This window comes from Streptomyces zaehneri (assembly GCF_032248645.1).
Taxonomy (GTDB): domain Bacteria; phylum Actinomycetota; class Actinomycetes; order Streptomycetales; family Streptomycetaceae; genus Streptomyces; species Streptomyces coriariae.
The window spans coordinates 364646-386564 of the sequence record NZ_JASTTJ010000001.1; the positions used below are offsets into that span (position 1 = coordinate 364646).

At 71.3% G+C, this 21919-nt stretch carries 18 protein-coding genes and 1 pseudogene; 16 read left to right on the forward strand and 3 right to left on the reverse strand.

Features of this window, described 5'->3' with window-relative positions; genetic code table 11:
• Window positions 1-26 precede the first annotated feature (26 nt).
• Window positions 27-875, reverse strand: a complete 849-nt coding sequence (locus QQM72_RS01645) for a helix-turn-helix domain-containing protein (RefSeq protein WP_314218975.1) — start codon at window positions 873-875, stop codon at window positions 27-29.
• 306 nt (window positions 876-1181) lie between these two features.
• Here QQM72_RS01645 and QQM72_RS01650 point away from each other — a divergent pair, with 306 nt between their 5' ends.
• The 3 genes from QQM72_RS01650 to QQM72_RS01660 all read left to right on the forward strand — a co-directional run bounded on the left by QQM72_RS01650 (window position 1182) and on the right by QQM72_RS01660 (window position 6219).
• Entirely contained in the window at window positions 1182-1709 is a 528-nt protein-coding gene (locus QQM72_RS01650) for an ATP-binding protein (RefSeq protein WP_314218976.1), read from the forward strand.
• Window positions 1710-1875: 166 nt separating this feature from the next.
• Complete coding sequence (locus tag QQM72_RS01655; protein WP_314218977.1) at window positions 1876-5436, forward strand: type I restriction endonuclease subunit R; 3561 nt, start codon at window positions 1876-1878, stop codon at window positions 5434-5436.
• Between the two features lie 51 nt (window positions 5437-5487).
• On the forward strand, window positions 5488-6219 hold the full coding sequence (locus QQM72_RS01660) for a M48 family metallopeptidase (RefSeq protein ID WP_314218978.1): 732 nt from the start codon (window positions 5488-5490) through the stop codon (window positions 6217-6219).
• An 80-nt stretch (window positions 6220-6299) separates the two neighbouring features.
• Here the strand turns inward: QQM72_RS01660 and QQM72_RS01665 are convergent, their stop codons facing one another.
• Both QQM72_RS01665 and QQM72_RS01670 read right to left on the reverse strand, forming a co-directional pair.
• The gene (locus QQM72_RS01665) at window positions 6300-7079 is read right to left on the reverse strand and encodes an alpha/beta fold hydrolase (protein ID WP_314218979.1); all 780 of its coding nucleotides are present in this window, start codon (window positions 7077-7079) and stop codon (window positions 6300-6302) included.
• 38 nt (window positions 7080-7117) lie between these two features.
• The gene (locus QQM72_RS01670; RefSeq protein WP_314218980.1) at window positions 7118-7471 is read right to left on the reverse strand and encodes a DUF427 domain-containing protein; all 354 of its coding nucleotides are present in this window, start codon (window positions 7469-7471) and stop codon (window positions 7118-7120) included.
• 50 nt (window positions 7472-7521) lie between these two features.
• Here QQM72_RS01670 and QQM72_RS01675 point away from each other — a divergent pair, with 50 nt between their 5' ends.
• From QQM72_RS01675 to QQM72_RS01730, 13 genes and pseudogenes are all read left to right on the forward strand, one after another.
• Window positions 7522-8085, forward strand: coding sequence for an LOG family protein (locus QQM72_RS01675; protein ID WP_314218981.1), 564 nt, complete (start codon window positions 7522-7524; stop codon window positions 8083-8085).
• A gap of 27 nt (window positions 8086-8112) precedes the next feature.
• On the forward strand, window positions 8113-8802 hold the full coding sequence (locus QQM72_RS01680) for an SDR family oxidoreductase (RefSeq protein ID WP_314218982.1): 690 nt from the start codon (window positions 8113-8115) through the stop codon (window positions 8800-8802).
• A 51-nt stretch (window positions 8803-8853) separates the two neighbouring features.
• Window positions 8854-9855, forward strand: coding sequence for a methionine synthase (locus tag QQM72_RS01685; RefSeq protein ID WP_314218983.1), 1002 nt, complete (start codon window positions 8854-8856; stop codon window positions 9853-9855).
• Window positions 9856-9870: 15 nt separating this feature from the next.
• Window positions 9871-12063: an NAD-dependent DNA ligase LigA gene (gene ligA, locus QQM72_RS01690; protein ID WP_314218984.1), complete on the forward strand. Its 2193-nt coding sequence runs from the start codon at window positions 9871-9873 to the stop codon at window positions 12061-12063.
• A 269-nt stretch (window positions 12064-12332) separates the two neighbouring features.
• A complete protein-coding gene (locus tag QQM72_RS01695) occupies window positions 12333-14588 on the forward strand; it encodes a putative bifunctional diguanylate cyclase/phosphodiesterase (RefSeq protein WP_314218985.1) in 2256 nt (751 codons plus the stop codon).
• A gap of 191 nt (window positions 14589-14779) precedes the next feature.
• The gene (gatC, locus tag QQM72_RS01700) at window positions 14780-15076 is read left to right on the forward strand and encodes an Asp-tRNA(Asn)/Glu-tRNA(Gln) amidotransferase subunit GatC (RefSeq protein ID WP_007384860.1); all 297 of its coding nucleotides are present in this window, start codon (window positions 14780-14782) and stop codon (window positions 15074-15076) included.
• A gap of 5 nt (window positions 15077-15081) precedes the next feature.
• Window positions 15082-16584: an Asp-tRNA(Asn)/Glu-tRNA(Gln) amidotransferase subunit GatA gene (gene gatA / locus QQM72_RS01705; protein ID WP_314218986.1), complete on the forward strand. Its 1503-nt coding sequence runs from the start codon at window positions 15082-15084 to the stop codon at window positions 16582-16584.
• Entirely contained in the window at window positions 16581-16820 is a 240-nt protein-coding gene (locus tag QQM72_RS01710; RefSeq protein ID WP_020131415.1) for a hypothetical protein, read from the forward strand. Before gatA ends, QQM72_RS01710 begins: the two co-directional genes overlap by 4 nt.
• Before the next feature lie 15 nt (window positions 16821-16835).
• On the forward strand, window positions 16836-18350 hold the full coding sequence (gene gatB / locus QQM72_RS01715) for an Asp-tRNA(Asn)/Glu-tRNA(Gln) amidotransferase subunit GatB (protein ID WP_314218987.1): 1515 nt from the start codon (window positions 16836-16838) through the stop codon (window positions 18348-18350).
• Between the two features lie 97 nt (window positions 18351-18447).
• Window positions 18448-18828, forward strand: a complete 381-nt coding sequence (locus QQM72_RS01720; RefSeq protein WP_314218988.1) for a hypothetical protein — start codon at window positions 18448-18450, stop codon at window positions 18826-18828.
• Between the two features lie 43 nt (window positions 18829-18871).
• Window positions 18872-18964, forward strand: a pseudogene (locus QQM72_RS40825) (hypothetical protein); the annotation flags it as partial.
• A 162-nt stretch (window positions 18965-19126) separates the two neighbouring features.
• Entirely contained in the window at window positions 19127-21355 is a 2229-nt protein-coding gene (locus QQM72_RS01725; RefSeq protein ID WP_314218989.1) for an MMPL family transporter, read from the forward strand.
• Window positions 21333-21908 carry a GNAT family N-acetyltransferase gene (locus QQM72_RS01730; RefSeq protein WP_314218990.1) on the forward strand — a complete coding sequence of 192 codons (576 nt, stop codon included), beginning with the start codon at window positions 21333-21335 and terminating at the stop codon, window positions 21906-21908. The genes QQM72_RS01725 and QQM72_RS01730 overlap by 23 nt, the downstream gene beginning before the upstream one ends.
• Window positions 21909-21919 lie beyond the last annotated feature (11 nt).

A 21919-nucleotide genomic window follows, 5' to 3' on the forward strand; every position in this document is an offset into this window, starting at 1 on the left:
CACAGCTCCGACAAGGCCCGCTCCTCTTACATCTCTTTGGCGACCGCGCGGATGAAATCTGCCGACTTCTGCGGAGCCAGCGCTGCTTGCTCGGCCAGGTCCAGGCGCTGGCGGAAGTTCTCCAACTGGGTCGGCGAGTCGAAGAACAGCGGGCCGGCCGGTGAATCCATGTGCACGGTGTCCAGGTGTGGGTTGGTGGCCTTCGCGTACAGGACGGCGTCCCCCACCGTGGGGAAGCCTCCGTTGGCGAACGGGATCACCATCAAGGTCACGTTGTCACGCTCGTTCTCGGCCAGCAAGTGATGAAGTTGAGCGCGCGTCACGTCTCGGCCGCCGAACTGCATCCGCAGGGCGGCCTCGTGAATGATCCCGACGTAGGGCACCACTTTGTTCCCCGTGATCACACGCTGACGTGCGAGCCGGTGCGCGATCCGCAACTCGACTTCCAGACGGGGCAGTTTCGGCACGACGAGGTCGAAGATCGCCCTGGCGTGGTCCTCGGTGTGGAACAGCCCCGGAAGATGGGACGTCTGCACGGTGCGCAGGTGCACGGCGTGGTGCTCGATCTCGGAGATGTCGAGATGCCCTGGAGGCACTTTGCCCCGGTACTCGTCCCACCAGCCCGGCTTGCGACCGCCCGTCATCGCGGCCAACGTGTCGATCAGATCCTCGTCGTTGCACTCGTAGATGCTGGCCAGCCGGCGTAGGCGCTCCTCGCCGATGCCGTAACGCCCGGCTTCGATGTTCGAGATGTTCGTGCGATCCGTACCCAGTGCGCCAGCCGCTGCGGGGGCTGACATGCCAACCGCTTCACGGAGTCGCCGCAACTCCAGGCCCAGGCGGCGCTGCCGGATGGTCGGGGTGTTCTGTGTCATCAAGCCCCTCCTTGCTCGCGCACAGTGTGCCGATGGTCGCGCTCCGAGTCCATCTCGCAGCAAAATTACACCCGTTCCAGTGAGATCAATGGCACGGGTTAAATCAGTCTCGCTATGGTGTGACTCAGGCCACCACCCCCGCCCCGCCCAGTGGAGCGGAAGCGCACCGGTCCGACCCCGCCCATCCGGAGGGCGGCACACGCACCGGCAGAGACACCGCACCCACCCAGGGCCGGAGGGCACGGCCGCTCGCGCGATTCACCACCGCGCACTCACCACAGCCACTCGCACCAACGGAGGTGCCGCGTGACCCGACCCCCCACCACCCCCACCGCCCCGGACACCCTCACCACCCACGCCGATGACCCCGAACCCCCTCCGCACCCCACGCCCCTCCCCTTCACCGCCCCCTGGAGTTACGAGCTCCACTTTCCCTGCGACCCCCGCGCCCCCGGCATCGCCCGCCTCACCCTCCGTGCCGTCCTGACCGCCCACGGCCTCGCCGAACTCGTCGAGCGGGCGGAGCTGCTGACATCCGAACTCGCGACGAACTCCGTGCGGCACACCAAGGGGCCCGCGTTCGTCCGCCTGCACTGGCTCGATCCCGTACTGCGGGTCAGCGTCTGGGACATGAGTCCCGACGTGCCGACACTCGTGTCACCTCCTGCCGTACCCCTGTACGCGCAAAGGGGGCGGGGTCTCCTGATCCTCGACCTCCTCGCCGACCGCTGGGGCGGCTGCGGGACGGGCGAGGGGCCCTACGGACCGGCCGGCAAGACGATCTGGTTCGAGCTGGCCCTTCCGCCGGGCCCGCCACCCGCGCTCGCCGCCTGATCCGGAGGGCCCCGGACTTCCGTCATCCCCGCCCGATTCCGCCGGAGGGCGCCGTGGCTTGATCGTGCGGCTGAAAGATCCCTGGTCGCTCCTCTGCCCGTGAGTAAAGTCTCCTGTACGTCCCATGGCGACGCTGGGGCGCACGGTGAGGGCAGGGAGTCCAGCGGTGGGTCGGCGGGAGCAACCGGAGTACGACAAGACCGAGAAGCCGCTGATACGGCAGCTGGTCGAACTCGGATGGGAGCACCTGGAAGGCGCGCCGCCCGGCCAACCCGCCACCATGCCCGGCCCGTCCGGACGCGACGCGTTCACGGACGTCGTCTACGCCGACCGGTTCCGGGACGCCGTATCGCGGATCAACACCCGCTCGAACGGCGGCGGCACCTGGCTCACGGCCGCCCAACTCGACTACCTCCTGGCCCTCGTGCTCGGCACGGCACCCGGTCAGGGCCCGGTGGACCGCGGTGTGGGCGGCAACCTCGCCGTGACCCGGCTGCTGCGCAAGGGCGTCAACGCCCGCATGCTGCCCGGCTGGAGGAAGGGCGACCCCGAACACGTCCAACTCGTCGACTGGGAAGGGGAGAACGGCGGTCGCAACGACCTCCTCGCGGTCAGCCAGTTCCGGGTGGAACGCAAGGACGCCGGGCCCGTCACCCCTGACCTGGTGCTGTTCGTCAACGGGCTGCCCTGGGTCGTCATCGAGTGCAAGGCCCCGCTCACCTCCGGAGGCAGGGAGGCGAGCAGGGCCGCGCTCGACGAGGCGGTCGGGCAGGTGTGTGGCTACGCGAGTCTCGAATCACCCGCCCCCGTAGCCGAGTTCACCCGGTTCGCGCAGGTGCTGGTCGGTACCGACCGGACGTACGCGGAGCTGGGCACCGTCACCTCGACGCCCGAGTACTTCACCCCGTGGCGGACCACCGAGCCCGCGTCCGCCGACGGCTGCGACACCGACATGGCCGTGCTCGCGGCGGGAGTGCTGCGACCCGGTCATCTCCTCACGCTCGTGCGGGACTTCACCACCGAGCGCGGTCAGGGCCGCCGCACGCTCAAGGTGATCGGCCGGTACCAGCAGTTCAAAGCCGTGCACAGACTCGCCCGCCGGCTTCGGGAGCGCGGGAGAGCGGTCGCGGCGAAGCAGGACGTCGACCAGCGCGGCGGTGTCGTCTGGCACACCCAGGGCTCCGGCAAGAGCCTCACCATGGCCTTCCTCGTGCGCCATCTCAGGAGCGACAACGAGCTCAAGCGCCACAAGATCGTGATCGTCACCGACCGTATCGACCTGGAGAAGCAGATCCGGTCGTCGCTGGCGGCCACCGAGGAGACCGTTCACAGGGCCGAAGGTGTCGTCGACGCGCGGGCGCAGCTCGCCGTGCGCGTGCCGGATGTCGTCCTCGTCATGCTCCAGAAGGCCCAGCGCGACGACAGCGCCTACGACGGCCGTAACGACAGTCTTCTGCCGCAGGGAGCCGACAAGGACGCCCCCGCCGACGACCGCCCCGCGAACCCCGGCCACGACATCGTCGTCCTGGTCGACGAGGCGCACCGGGGACACGCGGGCTGGCTGCACGCCCGGCTGCGCGCCCTCCTGCCGAACGCCGTCCTCGTCGGGTTCACCGGCACGCCCATCATCCGGGGCGCCCGCAAGGAGACCGAGGAGATCTTCGGGAAGCTCGTCGACGCCTACACGCTGCGCGAGGCCGAGCTGGACCGGTCCGTCGTCCCGGTGCGCTACGAGGCGTACGACGTGCCGATGGAAGTGATCGAGAAGGCCGCGCTTGACGCCAAGTTCGACGAGCAGGTGCCCGGCGATCCCCAGCAGCGTGAGCGGGTGCTGCGGAAGTTCGCCCGCAGGAGGGAAGTTCTCGAAGCGCCCTCGGTGATCGCTCACAAGGCCGACTTCATGCTGCGCCACTGGGCGGTGAACGCGCTGCCCGACCGCTTCGGAGCCCAGCTGGCGGCGGCGTCCCGGCTGGCCGCCGTCCGCTACCGCGACGCGCTGCTCGACGCCCGCGACCGGCTGCTCGCGCAGCTCGACGCGCTGGACCCCGCCATCGCCCACGACCCGATGGCGGCCCTCGGCGCCGACGACGAGATGCGCAAGCTGCTCACCGTCCTGCCACACCGGGATGTCCTCGCCTCGATCGACGCGGCTGTGGTGATCCACGGCGATCCGAGGAAAGACCCCGACGGTTGGCGGCCGTGGACGCTGAAATCGCGGCAGGACGATTACATCGAGCGTTTCAAGGCGGGACTCGGGGACCCCTTGGCCGCGGCCGTCGACCCCTCGTGGCCCGTCGAGCCTCATGGCGCGTCGGGGCAGGCACACGGTGCCGCCGGCGGACCCGTCACGGACGTGTTCCGGCTCGAACATCCGGAAGCGCAGGACACCCCGGACGACGACCAGGACGACCGGGAGACGGCGGAGCCCCTCGCCTTCCTCGTCGTCCAGTCGATGCTGCTCACCGGCTTCGACGCCCCCGTCGAACAGGTCCTCTACCTGGACTGCGCCCTCTCCGGCGCGGGCCTGCTCCAGGCCGTGGCCCGCACAAACCGGCCGTATCCGCGCAAGCGCTGGGGAACGCTCGTCGACTTCGTGGGCATCGGCGTCGAACTGGCCCGTTCCCTCCGGGCGTACGAGGAGCACCACCTGCGGGAGGTCTACGGCTACGAGAGCGTCTCCGTCGAGCACCTCCGTCCGGACTTCGAGGGGACACCGCCCACCGGCGAGGGGCTGCTGCTCCAGGCGGACGCCGCCGCGGACCGGCTTCTCGACGATCTCCACGGCCGGGTCGCCCGCTTCCTCGACGGCCACGGACTCGCGTCGTACGACGAGCGCGGGATCCTCTCCCTGGCCGACGAACAGCGCCGCGAGACACTGCTCGACGTGCTGGAGGACCCGCTCGCGCGAGGCCAGTTCGACGAACACGCCCGGGACTTCCTCACCGCCCTGAGCGCGGTCCTGCCCCGGCCGTACGCGCTGCGGTACGAACGGTTCGCGGGCTTGCTGGGCGAGGTGCAGTACCTGGCGCGGCAGCGCTACCTCGACGGACGCGACGAGTTCAGCCCGCGCCGTTACGGGGCGAAGGTGCGCCGGCTGATCGCCGACCACCTCCGGGTGACCGGTGTCGAACTGCGCGTACCCCCGGTCGAGCTGAGCGCCGCCGACTTCATGGAGCGTGTCGACGCCAACCCCGACGCCCGCGCCAGGACCAGGTACATGGTCAGCCGCCTGCGGACCCACATCACGGCGAGGATCGGCACGGACCGCGCCCGCTACGAGCTGTTCAGTGCCCGGCTGGAAGAGATCGTCCAGCGGATGCGCCAGGACTTCGAGCAGGCCGCGGCCGACCTGGCACGGCTCGTCGGCGAGATCACGGTGGATGTCCAGGAGGCGGGCCCGAGCCTCGACCCACTGACGGAACGGCCCGTGTACCGGGCGCTGAGGAGAGAACTCGAGCAGGCGGGCTCGGCACCCCTGCCCGCTGAGGTGGACCTGTACGAGGCGGCCTGCCTCCTCACTGCGGACATCGCGGTTCTGGTGCGGGCACCCCACTTCGTGACCCAGGCCGATGCCCGGATCGAGGCCCGCAAGGAACTGCGCTTCAAGGTGGCCACTCATCTGCACATGGACTGGGACGACACCGCGGACATGGCCGCAGCCCTGCAGGAGCTCGCCGTGGAGCGGCGCGGCGACTTCCTGCGGTACGCGGCGCGGCCGCACGCGTGACAAGGGACACCGGTCGCGGCCGTTGTCGGTGCCGAGTGGTACCAATGCCGGGTGAGTGTCTCCGTGCGGTCCGCCCTCACGTCGCTCCCCCTGCCGGGCGAGTGGACGTGGGAAGTCGTCGTACGGCCGCGCCGCCGGACACTCGGGATCGAGATCAGTGAGGACGGGGGTGTGCTCTTCGCGGTGCCTCCCGGCGCAGACCCGCAGGAGGTCGCGGCTGCCGTCCGGTCCCGGCTGCCGCGCATCGCGAGCGAGGTCGACCGGCGCAGGCGCGGAGGAGGCGAGCCCCGCAAGGAACTGGTCAGCGGAGCCAGCTTCTCCTATCTCGGCCGTCGCCACCGGCTGAGAGTTCTGCCCCTGGATCCGGGCGCACGGGTACGGCTGCACCACGGGTGGCTGGAACTCCCGCGATGCGAGTCCCCCCGGGAAGGCGCGCGGCTCATCGCCGACTGGTACACCGCACGGGGCGCGGAGTGGATGAGCACCCGTGCACGGCCTCTGGCCGTGCGGGCAGGCGTGGCTCCCCGAGACGTTGTCGTACGCGATCTCAAGGAGCGCTGGGGCGCCTGTGATCCGGACGGCACCATCACCGCGCACTGGGCGCTTATGCAATTGCCCCCTGCTCTCGTGGACCTCGTCCTCGTACATGAGCTGACGCATCTGACGGTGTCGGCTCACGGGCCGGCGTTCCGGCGCAGGATGCGTCTGATGCTCGGAGATCTCGAAGACCTGGAGCGCCGCTTCGTGTCGGCGGAGCGGGAGCTGTGGCGCGGAGCAGTATGACGCCCTCGCCTGCCGAGGGGAGTCACTCCGTGCGCGTGGGCGACGTACAAGGGCGGATCCCGGCGCCCACGCACAGGAAGCTATGCCGCGAGGAACTCCGCCAGCACCGGCGCGAGGACGGCCGGGTCCACCATGTGGGTCTGGCCCTCGAGCACGCGGTACGTGCCGTCCGGGACCGCGTCCGCGACGGCGCGCGTCGCCTCGCGCAGCCACGCCGGACTGGCCTCGCCGGCCATCGCCAGCACCGGGACGGCGACCGAGGCCAGCCGTTCCCGGGGGACCAGCCCGCCGCCCATCACGCTGTCGTCGTAGGCGAGGGTCGGCGCGACGGCCTCCATCCCCTCCCACATCGGTGACTGGCGGGCGCCCCGGATCATCTCCTCGGCCAGCCCCGTCAGCCGCAGGAACAGCTCGACGGCGTCCCCGCGCCGTCCCTGCGCGAGCGCCTCGGTGAGGCTCGCCGTGTAGGCGGCGCGTCCCTGCGCGCCCTCCTCGTCCAGGGCGTACGGCGTCTCGTACACGGCCACCCGCCGCACCGGCAGCCCGGCGGCCGCCGCCTCCAGCACCAGCGCGCCGCCCGAGGAGATGCCGTAGAGCGCCGCCTCGCCGCCCGCCGCTTCGACGAGGGCCGCCAGGTCCTCGACCTCGCGTTCCACCGCGTACGGCGCCGTGTCGCCGCTCTCGCCACGGCCCCGCCGGTCGTAGCGCAGGACCGTGCAGCGGTCCGCGAGCAGGCCGGCCAGGGGCGCCATGGTGCCGCCCGTCGACATCGCCCCGCTCACCAGGATGACCGTGGGCCCCTCGCCTGCGCGTGCGTAAGCGAGTTCGGTGCCGTCGCGCGAAATGGTCTTCTTGTCCATGCCCATGCAGACTGCCGCACGGCACGGCGGTCATCGGCCTACGACACCTCCGCTTGCGGCACTTCCGCCTCCGAGACCTCCACTTCGTAGAAGCACAGGTGGTTCCTGATCTCGGCGACGTCGGGCTTGGGGTCGGGATAGCCCCAGACGAGGTCCGCCGCGTCCGGCAGCGACCAGTAGGAGGCCGTCCCCTTGAAGGGGCAGTACGTGTGGGTGTCGGAGGGGGTCAGCAGGTCGAGCCGTACGTCCTCGGCGGGGATGTAGTACCGCACCGGACAGCCGGTCTCGCGCAGGGCGAGCGCGCGGTCGGTCTCGGCCAGCACGCGGCCCCCGTGGACGACCCTGATGTGCCGGTCGCCCCGCTCGATGGTGATCGTGTGTCCTCGGGTCATGACGGGAAAGCGCCTGCGGGCCGCCGATTCTTCCCGCGTACCGTGGCCCCATGCGTATCTGTGTCTTCCTCTCCGCCGCCGACCTCGACGACCGGTACACGCGCCCCGCGCGTGAGTTCGCGGAACTGCTGGGCAAGGGCGGCCACACCCTCGTGTGGGGCGGCTCCGACACCGGCCTGATGAAGGTGGTCGCGGACGGCGTGCAGGAGTCGGGCGGCAGGCTGTGCGGGGTGTCGGTGGACTTCCTCGCCGCCAAGGCGCGGGCCGGGGCCGACGAGATGGTCGTCGCGCGGGACCTCGCCGAGCGCAAGCGGCTCCTCCTGGAGAAGGCCGACGCGGTCGTGATCATGGTCGGCGGTACCGGGACGCTGGACGAGGCGACCGAGATACTCGAACTGAAGAAGCACGGGCACACCGACAAGCCCGTCGTGCTGCTCAACACCGCGGGCTTCTACGACGGCCTCAAGGAGCAGTTCCGGCGCATGGAGGACGAGGGGTTCCTGCCCCGCCCCCTCGCCGACCTGGTGTTCTTCGCGGAGGAGCCGGTCGCCGCCCTCGCCTACCTGGAAGCCGTGACATCAGCGGCCACCGCCGCCGGGCAGGGCGCCCCCTGACTCCTCGGTGATGCGAGCATGGCGGGCATGGCTACTCATGTGATCACCGGAGCCGGTTCCGGCATCGGCGCGGCCGTCGCCCGCCGTCTGCACGCGCGCGGGGACGAACTCGTGCTGCACGCGCGCGACGCGGGCCGCGCGAAGGAACTCGCGGCGGAGTTTCCCGGGGCCCGGACCCTGGTCGGCGACCTGGCCGAGCCCGCCAAGCTGAGCTGGGCCTTCTCCCACCAGACGCTGCCCGACCGGGTGGACTCCCTCCTCCACATCGCCGGCGTGGTCGACCTGGGACCCGTGGGCGACCTGACTCCGAAGTCCTGGCGCCACCAGCTCGACGTCAACCTGATCGCCCCGGCCGAGCTGACCCGGCACTTCCTGCCCCAACTGCGGGCCACCCGGGGGCACGTGGTCTTCGTGAACTCCGGGGCGGGCCTGCGGGCGAGCGCCGACTGGTCCGCGTACGCCGCCTCCAAGCACGGCCTGAGGGCACTGGCGGACGCCCTGCGCGCCGAGGAGCACGGAAACGGCGTCCGCGTCACCTCCGTCTACCCCGGCCGCACCGCCAGCCCCATGCAGGCCAAGGTCCACCAGCAGGAGGGCAAGGAGTACGACCCGGGGGAGTGGATCGATCCCGAGTCGGTCGCGACGACGATCCTGATGGCCGTCGACCTGCCCCGGGACGCCGAGGTCAACGACCTGACGGTGCGTCCGGGTCGGTGAGACCGCCCGCGGGGGCGGAACGCGTCCCCGCGGCTACGTAGGCTTCACCCCGTGAACGCACACTTCAGTTTCGGCCCCGCCACCGGTGTCGGCTCCCTGCCCGGCGGTGACGCCCGCGAGGCCGCCAGGACCGCCACCGGGTCCTTCGAGGACTTCCCGTTCCTCGCCGAGCTGCCGGACCGCGGCCCGGGAGCCGACATGATCGGCCGCACCGCCGGGATGCTCGTCGAGCTGTTCGCGCGCGTGGAGCCCAGCGGCTGGCGGATCGGCGACCGGCCGGGCCGGGACACCAAGCGGGCCCGGTCCTGGCTGGGGGAGGACCTCGACGCGCTGGAGGAGTTCACCCAGGGCTACGAGGGCCAGGTGAAGGTGCAGGCCGTCGGGCCCTGGACCCTCGCCGCCGCGCTGGAGCTGAAGAACGGCCAGTCGGTGCTCTCCGACCACGGTGCCCGCCGCGACCTCGCCGGCTCCCTCGCCGAGGGCCTGCGGCTGCATCTCGACGAGGTGCGCCGCCGCCTGCCCGGCGCGCGGATCGTGCTCCAGCTCGACGAACCCTCCCTGACCGCAGTCCTGCGCGGCCAGGTGAAGACCGCCAGCGGCTACCACACCCACCGCGCCGTCGACCGGCAGGTCGTGGAGGCCACCCTGCGGGAGGTCGTCGGGGTGCACGGCGACGGCCCCGTCGTGGTCCACTCCTGCGCCGCGGACGTCCCGTTCGCCCTGCTGCGCCGGGCCGGCGCGGCGGCGGTCTCCTTCGACTTCTCGCTGCTCACCGAGCGTGACGACGACGCGATCGGCGAGGCGGTCGAAGGGGGGACCCGGCTGTTCGCCGGTGTCGTGCCGGGCGTGGACGCCCCATTGTCGGACCCTGCCGGTAGCGTCATGGGTGTCAGGACGCTGTGGCGCAGGCTGGGGCTGCGACCGGGGATGCTCACCGAGGCGGTCACGCTCACGCCGTCGTGCGGCCTCGCGGGAGCTTCCCCCGCGTACGCGCGCGAGGCCCTCGCGCACTGCGTCCGGGCGGCGAGATCCCTCGCGGACAACCCAGAGTAACGGGAGGACGACACGGTGGCCGGCGACAGGCAAGCGGAGACGACGGTGCCCAGCGAGGCACGGGAGAAGCACGCGCAGCTGGCTGAGCAGATCGAGGAGCACCGTTTCCGGTACTACGTGAAGGACGCTCCCGTCATCAGCGACGCGGAGTTCGACCGGCTCCTGCGCGCCCTGGAGGAACTGGAGCAGGAGTACGCCGAGCTGCGGACGCCCGACTCGCCGACCCAGAAGGTCGCCGGCCCGTACGCGACGGAGTTCACGGCCGTCCAGCACCGCGAGCGGATGCTCTCGCTCGACAACGCCTTCGACGACCTGGAGCTCGCCGCGTGGGCCGAGCGCGTCCACAAGGACGTGGGCAGCTCCGCGTACCACTTCCTGTGCGAGCTCAAGGTCGACGGCCTCGCCGTCAACCTCACCTACGAGAACGGCCGTCTCACGCGCGCCGCGACCCGGGGCGACGGCCGCACGGGCGAGGACATCACGCCCAACGTGCGCACCATCGCGGAGATCCCCGACCGCCTCACCGGTGACGGCGTCCCGTCCCTGGTGGAGATCCGGGGCGAGGTCTACTTCCCGATGGAGAAGTTCGAGGAGCTGAACGCCCGTCTGGTCGGTGCGGGCGACAAGCCCTTCGCCAACCCGCGCAACGCGGCCGCCGGTTCACTGCGCCAGAAGGACCCGCGTGTCACCGCCTCCCGTCCGCTGCACATGGTCGTGCACGGCATCGGCGCCCTGGAGGGCTACGAGGGCCTGACCCGCCTCTCCGAGGCGTACGACCTGCTCAAGACCTGGGGCCTGCCCACCTCCCCGCACAACAGGGTGGTCGGCGACCTCGACGGGGTACGGGCGTTCATCGCGTACTACGGCGAGAACCGGCACTCGGTGGAGCACGAGATCGACGGCGTGGTCGTCAAGCTCGACGAGATCCGCCTCCAGGGGCGGCTCGGTTCCACGGCCCGTGCCCCCCGGTGGGCGATCGCCTACAAGTACGCGCCGGAGGAGGTCAACACCAGGCTCGTCAACATCCGCGTGGGCGTCGGCCGTACCGGCCGCGTGACGCCGTACGCCCAGGTCGAGCCGGTCACGGTGGCGGGCTCGGAGGTCGAGTTCGCCACCCTGCACAACCAGGAGGTCGTCAAGGCCAAGGGCGTCCTGATCGGCGACACCGTGGTGCTGCGCAAGGCCGGTGACGTGATCCCGGAGATCCTCGGCCCGGTCGCCGACCTGCGCGACGGCAGCGAGCGCGAGTTCGTGATGCCGTCCGAGTGCCCGGAGTGCGGGGCGGCGCTGCGGCCGATGAAGGAGGGCGACATCGACCTGCGGTGCCCCAACGCCCGCACCTGCCCTGCCCAGTTGCGCGAGCGGGTGTTCTACCTGGCCGGCCGCAGGGCGTTGGACATCGACCACTTCGGTTACGTCGCCGCGGCCGCCCTCACCCATCCGCTGGAGCCGGCCGATCCGCCGCTGCGGGACGAGGGCGACCTCTTCGACCTCACCATCGACCGGCTGCTGCCCATCAAGGCGTACGTCCTCGACCAGGACAGCGGTCTGCCCAAGCGGGACCCGAAGACGGGCGAGGAGAAGATCGCCACGGTCTTCGCCAACCAGCAGGGCGAGCCGAAGAAGAACGCGCTCGCCATGCTGGAGACCATCGCGGCGGCCAAGGACCGCCCGCTGGCACGCATCCTCACCGGCCTGTCGATCCGGCACGTCGGACCGGTCGCGGCCGAGGCGCTGGCCCGCGAGTTCCGCTCGATCGAGCGGATCGAGCAGGCTTCGGAGGAGGAGCTGGCGGCCACCGACGGGGTGGGCGCCATCATCGCGGCCTCGCTCAAGGAGTGGTTCGCGCAGGAGTGGCACCAGGAGATCCTGCGCAAGTGGCGGGCCGCCGGCGTCCGTATGGAGGAGGAGGCCTCCGGGGAGGACGAAGGGCCGCGTCCCCTCGAAGGGCTGACGGTCGTCGTCACCGGCACCCTCGAGCACTTCACCCGCGACGGCGCCAAGGACGCCCTGCAGAACCAAGGGGCGAAAGTGACCGGTTCGGTTTCGAAGAAGACATCTTTCGTCGTTGTGGGTGACAATCCGGGATCGAAGTACGACAAGGCGATGCAGCTGAAGGTGCCGGTTCTGAACGAGGACGGCTTCACCGTCCTGCTGGAACAGGGACCCGAGGCGGCGGCCGAAGTGGCCCTTCCGACCGAGGAGTAGCGACGAGTGGCGGTTGAAGGTCACCCGATCGGCGCATACCAGATGCATACGGGTGGCCGGGGCGCATTCGGGCAACCGTCGACGACCGCTGCCCGTGGAAGCCTTCCGCGGCCTACTGTTGAGACGTGCGCCTGCCGTGCCCGGCTGCGGTCGGCGCACCTCCCTGCTCCTGGCGAGCAGAGGGAAGGGTTCTCCAACGCGGCGGCGCCCGGGGTTGTCGGGCAACGGGCCGCGTGGCGTGGGCACCGCCGGCTGTGAGAGGGACGGGAATGGAACCGACCGAGAGCGCCGCCCCGGACGAACGGCTGCGCCGACGCCGGGTCGCCGGCGTCTGGTGGGGGAGCTGGCGGACGGCGCGCTCCGAGCGGCCTGCGGGCGTGGAGGCCTACGTGCCGCACACCGCGCCGTACGCGACGCCGCATTCCGGTCCGGACCTCCGTGTCACCTCCGGCCCGCATCCCGGGATGCCCGACACCGAGGCCGACCGGCACCTGTCCTGGCCCGCGCTGCCCGCCTCGGTCGTCTCCGCCGCCGCGTTCGCCCTCGGCGCCGGCTTCTACCGCGCCTTCACCGACCATCACGCGCTGTTCCCGTCCGGCACGGCCGGCTGGGCCCTGGCCGTGCTGGCCGGCGTCATCGTCGGCCATCTGGTCCTGCTCGGCCGCGCCCGCTGGTGGGGCGGCACCGGCTCCGGCGCCGCGCTCACCCTCGCCGTCCTGCTGCTGTACGGCTGGGTGGCGGCAGGACTGGTCAGCCTCACCGTCGTCGTCCTGGTCGGCATAGCCCGGCGCCACCGGTGGCGGCAGGGCGTCCTGCACGGCGCGGTGGACATCCTCGGCATCGGCGCGGGAGCGCTGCTGCTGGCCGCCTGCGGACCGATACCGTCCGTGGAGCGGCCCTGGACCCCCGACAGCTGGACGGTCTACACCGGCCCCCAGGTGGTCCTGGTGGCCGTCGCCTATCTCGCGGTCACCCGTGTTCTCCTGTGGTACCTCCAGGCCCCGCGCTCCGGCGGACTGCCCACCGTCGCCCGCACGGCCCTGGTCAGGCAGGGCCTGGTCGCGGTCGCCCTGCTGGGCATCGCGCCGCTGATCTGCGTGGTGGCCGTGGCCAAGCCGATCCTGCTGCCGCTGTTCGCCATCCCGCTCATCGCCCTCGACTCCACCCTGTGGATGGCCCGCGCCCGCGCCGAGGAGCAACTGCGCGACCCGCTGACCGGGCTGCCCAACCGCCAGTGGCTGCTGGAGCGCATCTGGACCGCCCTGGACGACGCGGAGCGCATCGGCGCCCGCGCCGCCCTGATGCTGATCGACCTCGACCGCTTCCGCTCGGTCAACGACACCCTCGGTCATCTCGCCGGTGACCGGCTGCTGCTCCAGATAGCCGAGCGGCTCAAACTCGCCCTGCCCCGCGGCGCGGAGGTCGCGCGGCTCGGCGGGGACGAGTTCGCCGTCTTACTGCCCGTCGCCGACTCGACGACCTCGGCGTCACGGATCGCCCGCGGCCTGGTCTGCGACCTCGGCTCGCCGCTCGACCTCGACGGCCTCACCCTCGTCCTGGAGGCCAGCGCCGGCGTCGCCGTCTTCCCCGACCACGCCCTCGACGCGGAGGGCATGCTGCGCCGGGCCGACGTGGCGATGTACCAGGCCAAGCGGGACCGTACGGGCGTGGAGGTGTACGAGTCCAAGCGCGACTCCAACACTCCCGACCGGCTCGGACTGCTCGGCGACCTGCGCAGGGCGCTCGACGCGCACGAGGTCGAGCTGCACTACCAGCCGAAGGTCCGCTTCGACGGGCAGGTGGCGGGGCTGGAGGCGCTGGTCCGCTGGGTGCACCCGGAGCGCGGGAAGGTACCGCCGGACGAGTTCATAGCGATCGCCGAGTCGTCCGGGCTGATGCCCCATCTGACGGAGTACGTGCTCGAGAGGGCGCTCGGCCAGGTCGCGCGGTGGCGGGCCCAGGGGCTGTACGTGCCGGTCGCGGTCAACGTGTCCCCCCGTGACGTGCACACCCCGGGCTTCGCCGGCTCCGTCGCGGCCCGGCTGGCCCGGCACGGAGTGCCCGCGGGAGCGCTCCAACTGGAGATAACCGAGCACGTCCTGCTGGAGGACCCGCAGCGCGCCGCCGACACCCTCAACGCGCTGACCGGGCACGGCGTGAAGATGTCGCTGGACGACTTCGGAACGGGTTACTCCTCCCTGGTGCACCTGCGCCGGCTTCCCGTGAGCGAGCTGAAGATCGACCGCTCCTTCGTGGCCCGGCTGGCCGTCGACACCGAGGACGCCGAGATCGTGCGCTGCACGGTCGACCTCGCACATTCGCTGGGGCTGCTGGTGGTGGCCGAGGGCGTCGAGGACGACGAGACCTGGGAGCGCCTGCGTGACCTGGGCTGCGACGCCGTCCAGGGCTGGCTGGTGGCCGCGGCGATGCCCCCGGAGGAGGCGACGGCCTGGCTGCGGGCCCGCGGCTCACGCGGCTGGCAGCGCCCCGCGGCGGCCCTCCCGGCAGCCGCGTCCGACGAGTAGCGGGCCCCTCCGCCCGCGCGTTCACCCGGCCGCCCGTTCGCGTGCGCCGTGGCCCGGCGAAGGGCGCAGGAGCCGAGGGACGCCGGTGAGAACCCGGGAGGCGAGCCGAACCGTTTCACGGGTATGCCGCCCCGCACCCTAGGATTGGGCCAAACCACACACTCACTCACTCCACCCCAGAGGAACGCTGCATGCCTGGCATCACGCGCGAGGAGGTCGCCCACCTCGCCCGGCTGGCGCGTCTGGAGCTGAAGCCCGAAGAGCTCGAACACTTCGCGGGACAGCTGGACGACATCATCGGCGCGGTCGCCCGCGTCAGCGAGGTCGCCGACCAAGACGTACCGCCGACCTCGCACCCGCTCCCGCTGACGAACGTCATGCGGGCGGACGAGGTCCGTCCGTCGCTCACCCCCGAGCAGGCGCTCTCCGGCGCCCCGGCCCAGGAGCAGCAGCGTTTCAAGGTGCCGCAGATCCTGGGGGAGGACTAACCGCCATGACGGACAACGTCAACATCATCAAGCTCACGGCCGCCGAGACCGCCGCGAAGATCGCCTCCGGCGAGCTCACGGCCGTCCAGGTCACCGAGGCGCACCTGGCGCGCATCGAGGCCGTCGACGAGAAGGTCCACGCCTTCCTGCACGTCGACCGTGCGGGCGCGCTGGCCCAGGCCCGCGCCGTCGACGAGAAGCGGCAGCGGGGCGAGAAGCTCGGCCCGCTGGCCGGCGTCCCGCTCGCGCTCAAGGACATCTTCACCACCGAGGGCATCCCGACGACCGTCGGTTCGAAGATCCTCGAGGGCTGGATCCCGCCGTACGACGCGACGCTCACCAAGCGGCTGAAGGCCGCCGACGTCGTCATCCTCGGCAAGACCAACATGGACGAGTTCGCCATGGGGTCGAGCACCGAGAACAGCGCCTACGGGCCGACCGGCAACCCCTGGGACCTCACCAAGATCCCCGGCGGTTCCGGTGGCGGTTCCTCCGCCGCGCTCGCCTCCTTCCAGGCGCCCCTGGCCATCGGCACCGACACCGGCGGCTCCATCCGCCAGCCGGCCGCCGTCACCGGCACGGTCGGCGTGAAGCCGACGTACGGCGCGGTCTCGCGGTACGGCATGGTGGCCTTCTCGTCCTCCCTCGACCAGGGCGGCCCCTGCGCCCGTACGGTCCTGGACGCGGCGCTGCTGCACGAGGTCATCGCCGGGCACGACCCGCTGGACTCCACGTCCATCGACGCGCCCGTCCCGCCGGTCGTCGAGGCCGCCCGCAACGGCAGCGTCGAAGGCATGCGCGTCGGTGTCGTGAAGCAGTTCCGCGGCGAGGGCTACCAGGCCGGCGTCATCCAGCGGTTCGACGAGTCCGTCGCGCTGCTGAAGGAGCTGGGCGCCGAGATCGTCGAGCTGGACTGCCCGTCCTTCGACCTCGCCCTGTCGGCGTACTACCTGATCGCTCCGTCCGAGTGCTCGTCCAACCTCGCCCGCTTCGACGGTCTGCGCTACGGCCTGCGGACCGGCGACGACGGCAGCCACTCGGCGGAGGAGGTCACCTCCCTCACCCGTGAGGCGGGCTTCGGCCCCGAGGTCAAGCGGCGCATCATGCTCGGCACGTACGCCCTGAGCTCGGGCTACTACGACGCGTACTACGGCTCGGCGCAGAAGGTCCGCACGCTCATCACGCGGGACTTCGAGAAGGCCTTCGAGCAGGTCGACGTGATCGTGTCGCCCACGACGCCGACCACCGCCTTCGCGATCGGCGAGCGCGCCGACGACCCGATGGCGATGTACCTGGCCGACCTGTGCACCATCCCGACCAACCTCGCGGGCAACTCGGCCATGTCGCTGCCCTGCGGTCTCGCCCCGGAGGACAACCTCCCGGTCGGTCTCCAGATCATCGCCCCGGCGCTGAAGGACGACCGGCTGTACAAGGTCGGCGCCGCCGTCGAGGCCGCCTTCGTGGAAAGGTGGGGTCACCCGCTTCTCGAGGAGGCTCCGTCGCTGTGAGCGCACTGAACAAGGCCAAGGGCTTCAAGAAGTCCAAGTCCGGTACGTACCTGTCCATCGCCGGGACCGCGTTCGGCGCGTTCGGCGTCGCCAAGCGGCTGAAGAAGGCCCGCGCCGAGAAGGACACCCTGGTCCTGATCGACGCCACCGTGTCCGCCGTCGCCATCGTCACCGGCCTCGCCATCCTCTACCGCGAGCTGAAGCGGCTGGGCGACGACGACGTCCTGCTGGGCTGAGAGGGAAGTTTCACCGTGACCACCACGACCGACCTGGTGTCGTACGAGGACGCGCTGGCGTCGTACGACCCCGTCATGGGCCTCGAGGTCCATGTCGAACTCGGCACCAAGACGAAGATGTTCTGCGGGTGCTCGACCGAGCTGGGCGCCGAGCCCAACTCGCAGACGTGCCCCACCTGCCTCGGCATGCCCGGCGCGCTTCCGGTCGTCAACGCGATCGGCATCGAGTCCGCGATCAAGATCGGTCTCGCGCTGAACTGCGAGATCGCCGAGTGGTGCCGCTTCGCCCGGAAGAACTACTTCTATCCGGACATGCCGAAGAACTTCCAGACCTCCCAGTACGACGAGCCGATCGCCTTCGACGGCTACCTCGACGTACAGCTGGAGGACGGCGAGACCTTCCGGGTGCAGATCGAGCGCGCCCACATGGAGGAGGACACCGGCAAGTCGCTGCACGTCGGCGGCGCCACCGGCCGTATCCACGGCGCGTCCCACTCCCTGCTGGACTACAACCGCGCCGGCATCCCGCTCATCGAGATCGTCACCAAGCCGATCGAGGGAGCGGGCGAGCGCGCCCCCGAGGTCGCGCGGGCGTACGTCCGTGAGCTGCGCGAGCTCATCAAGGCGCTCGGTGTCTCCGAGGCCCGCATGGAGCAGGGCCAGATGCGGTGCGACGTGAACCTGTCGCTGCGCCCGCACGGCCGGGAGAAGTTCGGCACCCGGTCCGAGACGAAGAACGTGAACTCGCTGCGGTCCGTGGAGCGTGCGGCCCGCTTCGAGATCCAGCGGCACGCCGCCGTGCTGAACGGCGGTGGCACGATCATCCAGGAGACCCGCCACTTCCACGAGGACACCGGGTCGACGACCTCGGGCCGCGTGAAGGAGGAGGCCGAGGACTACCGGTACTTCCCGGAGCCCGACCTGGTGCCGATCGCCCCGTCCCGTGAGTGGGTGGAGGAGATCCGGGGCGGTCTGCCGGAGCTGCCGCTGGCGCGCCGCAACCGGCTGCTCGCCGAGTGGGGCATCTCCGCCAACGACATGCAGTCGATCCTGAACGCCGGCGCGCTGGACCTGATCCTCGCCTCCATCGACGCCGGCGCCGACGCGGCCTCCGCCCGCAAGTGGTGGATGGGCGAACTGGCCCGCAGCGCCAACGAGACGGGCGTCCCGCTCGACGAGCTGGCGATCACGCCGGAGCAGGTCGCCAGGGTCGCCGAGCTGGTGAGCAAGGGCGACCTGAACGACAAGCTGGCCCGTCAGGTCATCGAGGGCGTCCTCGCGGGCGAGGGCACCCCGGACGAGGTCGTCGAGAAGCGCGGTCTGAAGGTCGTCTCCGACGAGGGCGCGCTCACCACCGCCGTCGAGGAGGCCATCGCCGGCAACCCGGGCATCGCCGACAAGATCCGCGGCGGCAAGGTGGCCGCGGTCGGCGCCCTGGTCGGCGCGGTGATGAAGGCCACGCGCGGGCAGGCCGACGCGGCCCGCGTCAAGGAGCTGATCCTGGAGAAGCTGGGCGTCAGCGAGGGCTGACCCTGTCGTTCTCCTCGCGCCCGGGGGGAGTGCGCCGCACCGGCGCGTTCCCCCCGGGCGTCTCTCTTCTCCGCCCGACGCGCTACGCTCGCCCGCCATGAGGGCACGAACCGACTCCGAAACGCAGGACGACATACACGAGGGCCCGCAGGACAAAGCGACCGGAACGACCGGAACGACCGAAGCCGTGGACGCGGCCGAACCGGACGACCCGGACGAGGAGCACGGCACCGAGGACGCCCGGCGGGCCCGCTGGACGGCGATCGGCACCGGAGCGCTGCTCACCCTCGCCGGACTCGCCGCGTCCCTCCTGCGCCTCACCGGATCCGCCCCCGCCTTCGTCCCGGCGGCCTACGCCCTCGGCGCCGCCGTCTGCGCCCTCGCCGCCCTCCTGGGCTCCCGCGGCCGTACCAGGCGCGCGCTGTGGCTGCTGATCGTCGGGGTGATGGTGATGGCGATCGGCGACCAGTCCGACTGACACGTGCCCCACTGACACGTGCCCCACTGACACGTGCCCCACTGACACGTGCCCCACTGACACGTGCCCCACTGACACGTGCCGTGCCGACACGTGCCCGACGAGGCCTGACACGGCGGCCGTTATTGTCCTGTGATCTGCCTCCCACTCCTGTGAAAAGCCCCACGAACGCGGCAAACGATCACATTCGCCTGTAAGAGTGGCCCCACATCGCTCATACGTTCTTTGCGGGCTGTTCAGGTCAGGCGCGACTGTTCCCGGTCAAAGATCCACCATTCACCCTCCGGGAGCACGTCAAGTGGCAGCCCTCGCACGCTGGTGTGTTCGCCACCGCCTCATGGCGGTGCTGATCTGGCTCCTCGCTCTCGGCGGCACCGCGACCGCCGCGCTCGCCGTCGGCTCCGCGTACTCCAACGACTACGAGGTCCCCGGCACCGAGTCCGACCGCGCCACCCGGCTGCTCACGGAGGGCTTCCCGGACCTCGGCGGCGACAGCGACACCGTCGTCTGGCACACCGCCTCGGGCTCCGTCCGCGCCGCCGACGTCGAACAGAGCATGAACCGCGCGCTGGAGAAGATCGCCGACCTGCCCGGCGTGGCCTCCGTCGCCGGCCCCTACGACGACCAGGGCAGGGCGCGGATCAGCGAGGACGGGCACACGGCGTACGCCACCGTCACCTTCGAGGACCGCGCCGAGGACATCGACGAGGCAGAGGCGCGAGCCGTCGTCGACGCCGCCCAAGCCGCCGGGAACGACGGCCTCCAGGTCGAGCTGGGCGGCTCCGCGATCGCCCTCACCGAATCCTCCGGCGGGCATCTCGCCGAGGTCGTCGGCGTGGTCGTCGCCGCGGTCGTGCTGTTCCTCGCCTTCGGTTCGCTCGCCGCCTCCGCCCTGCCCATCGCCACCGCCCTGGTCGGTGTGGGCACCGCGTACGCGGGCATCGTGCTGCTCGGACACGCCATGACCGTCGCCGACTTCGCGCCCATGCTCGGCCTGCTCGTCGGGCTGGGTGTCGGCATCGACTACGCGCTGTTCATCGTGACCAGGCACCGGCGCGGGCTGAAGCGGGGGCTCACGGTCCCCGAGGCCGCCGCGGGCGCCGTCGCCACCACCGGACGCGCGGTCGTCTTCGCGGGCGCCACGGTGTGCATAGCCCTGCTCGGCATGCTGATCCTGCGGCTGAGCTTCCTCAACGGGGTGGCGATCGCCGCCTCCCTGACCGTGGCCCTGACGGTCGCCGCCTCCGTGACGCTGCTGCCCGCCCTGCTGTCCTTCATCGGCATGCGCGCCCTCAGCCGCCGCGAACGCCGCCGGCTCGCCGAACACGGACCCCAGCCGGAGCTGCCGACCGGGCTCGCCGCCCGCTGGTCGGCGTTCGTGGAGCGCCGGCCCAAGCTGCTCGGCGCGTTCGCCCTCGTCGTCATCGCCGTCCTCGCCGTGCCCACCTTCTCCCTCCGCCTGGGCACCTCCGACCAGGGCAACGCCCCCGAATCGGCCACCACCCGGCAGGCCTACGACCTCCTCGCCGAGGGGTTCGGCGCCGGCGTCAACGGGCCGCTGACCCTGGTGACCCGCGTCGAGGGCGCCGAGGACCGGCTCGCCCTCGACAACCTCGACACCGCCCTGCGCACCACCGAGGGCGTGGCCTCGGTGACACCGGTGACCTTCGACACCGGCGGCCGCACCGCGTACCTCACCGTCGTTCCCGAGTCCGCCCCGCAGTCGCGGCGCACCAGCGACCTCGTCGACCGGCTGCGCACCGAGGTGCTGCCCCGCGCCGAGGCCGGCACCTCCCTCGACGTGCACGTCGGCGGGGTGACGGCCGGCTACGACGACTTCGCGGACGTCATCGTCGGCAAGCTCCCGCTGTTCGTCGGCGTCGTCATCGGCCTGGGCTGTCTGCTGCTCCTGCTCGCGTTCAGGTCCGTCGGGATACCGCTCAAGGCCGCCGTGATGAACGTGGCCGCCGTCGCCGCCGCCTTCGGGATCGTCGTGGCCGTGTTCCAGTGGGGCTGGGGCAGCGACGCGCTCGGGCTCGGCCGCGCGGGGCCCATCGAGCCCTTCCTCCCCGTGATCATGGTGTCGGTGCTGTTCGGCCTCTCCATGGACTACCAGGTCTTCCTGGTCAGCCGGATGTACGAGGAGTGGCTGGAGACCGGCGACAACCGGCGCGCCGTCCGGGTCGGCCTCGCGGAGACCAGCCGGGTGATCAACTCCGCCGCGGTCATCATGATCTCGGTCTTCCTCGCCTTCGTGCTCAGCGGCGACCGGGTGATCGCCATGTTCGGCATCGCCCTCGCCGCCGCCGTCGCCCTGGACGCCTTCGTCCTCCGGACGCTGCTGGTGCCCGCCCTCATGCACCTGCTCGGCAGCGCCAACTGGTGGCTGCCCCGCCGGCTCGACCGGCACCTGCCGCGGATCAGCATCGAGCCGCCCGAATGCCGTGCCGCCCATGAGAGGCTCACCGAGGCAGTGCAGGCACTGGAGAAGGAGCGGCGGCCGGATGTACGCGATATCGCTGGGTGACGACGGGGCCGAACTGCGCCCGCTGGAGCCCTGGCACGCCGAGGAGTTCCTGGCGCACCTGGAGCGCGGCAGGGACTTCATCAACCAGTACGTCCCGTTCGGCTCGAAGGCCACCGACGTGGCCACCGCCCGGGAGGCGCTCCAGCGGTACGCCGACATGCGCGCCGCCGACACCGGCTCGCTGCACGGACTGTGGCTGGACGGCACGCTCGTGGGCGGTGTGCTCTTCCTGAACTTCGCCGCCGAGGACGCGAACTGCGAGGTCGGCTGCTGGCTGGAACCCGCCGGTACCGGGCGCGGTCTGGTCACCCGGGCCATGCGGGTGCTGATCGACTTCGCGGTGGAGCGGCGCGGGATCCAGCGGGTCGAATGGATCGCCTCCGCGGGCAACACCCCGAGCCTGGACGTGGCCCGGCGGCTGGGAATGACCCGCGACGGCGTCCGCCGGCAGTCGTACCCCTATCGTGGGGTGCGGCACGACCTCGAGGTGTGGTCCGTGCTCGCCCAGGAGTGGCGCGACGCACGCGCGCGCGGCGCTCACAACGATCATTAAGGGACCTCTCA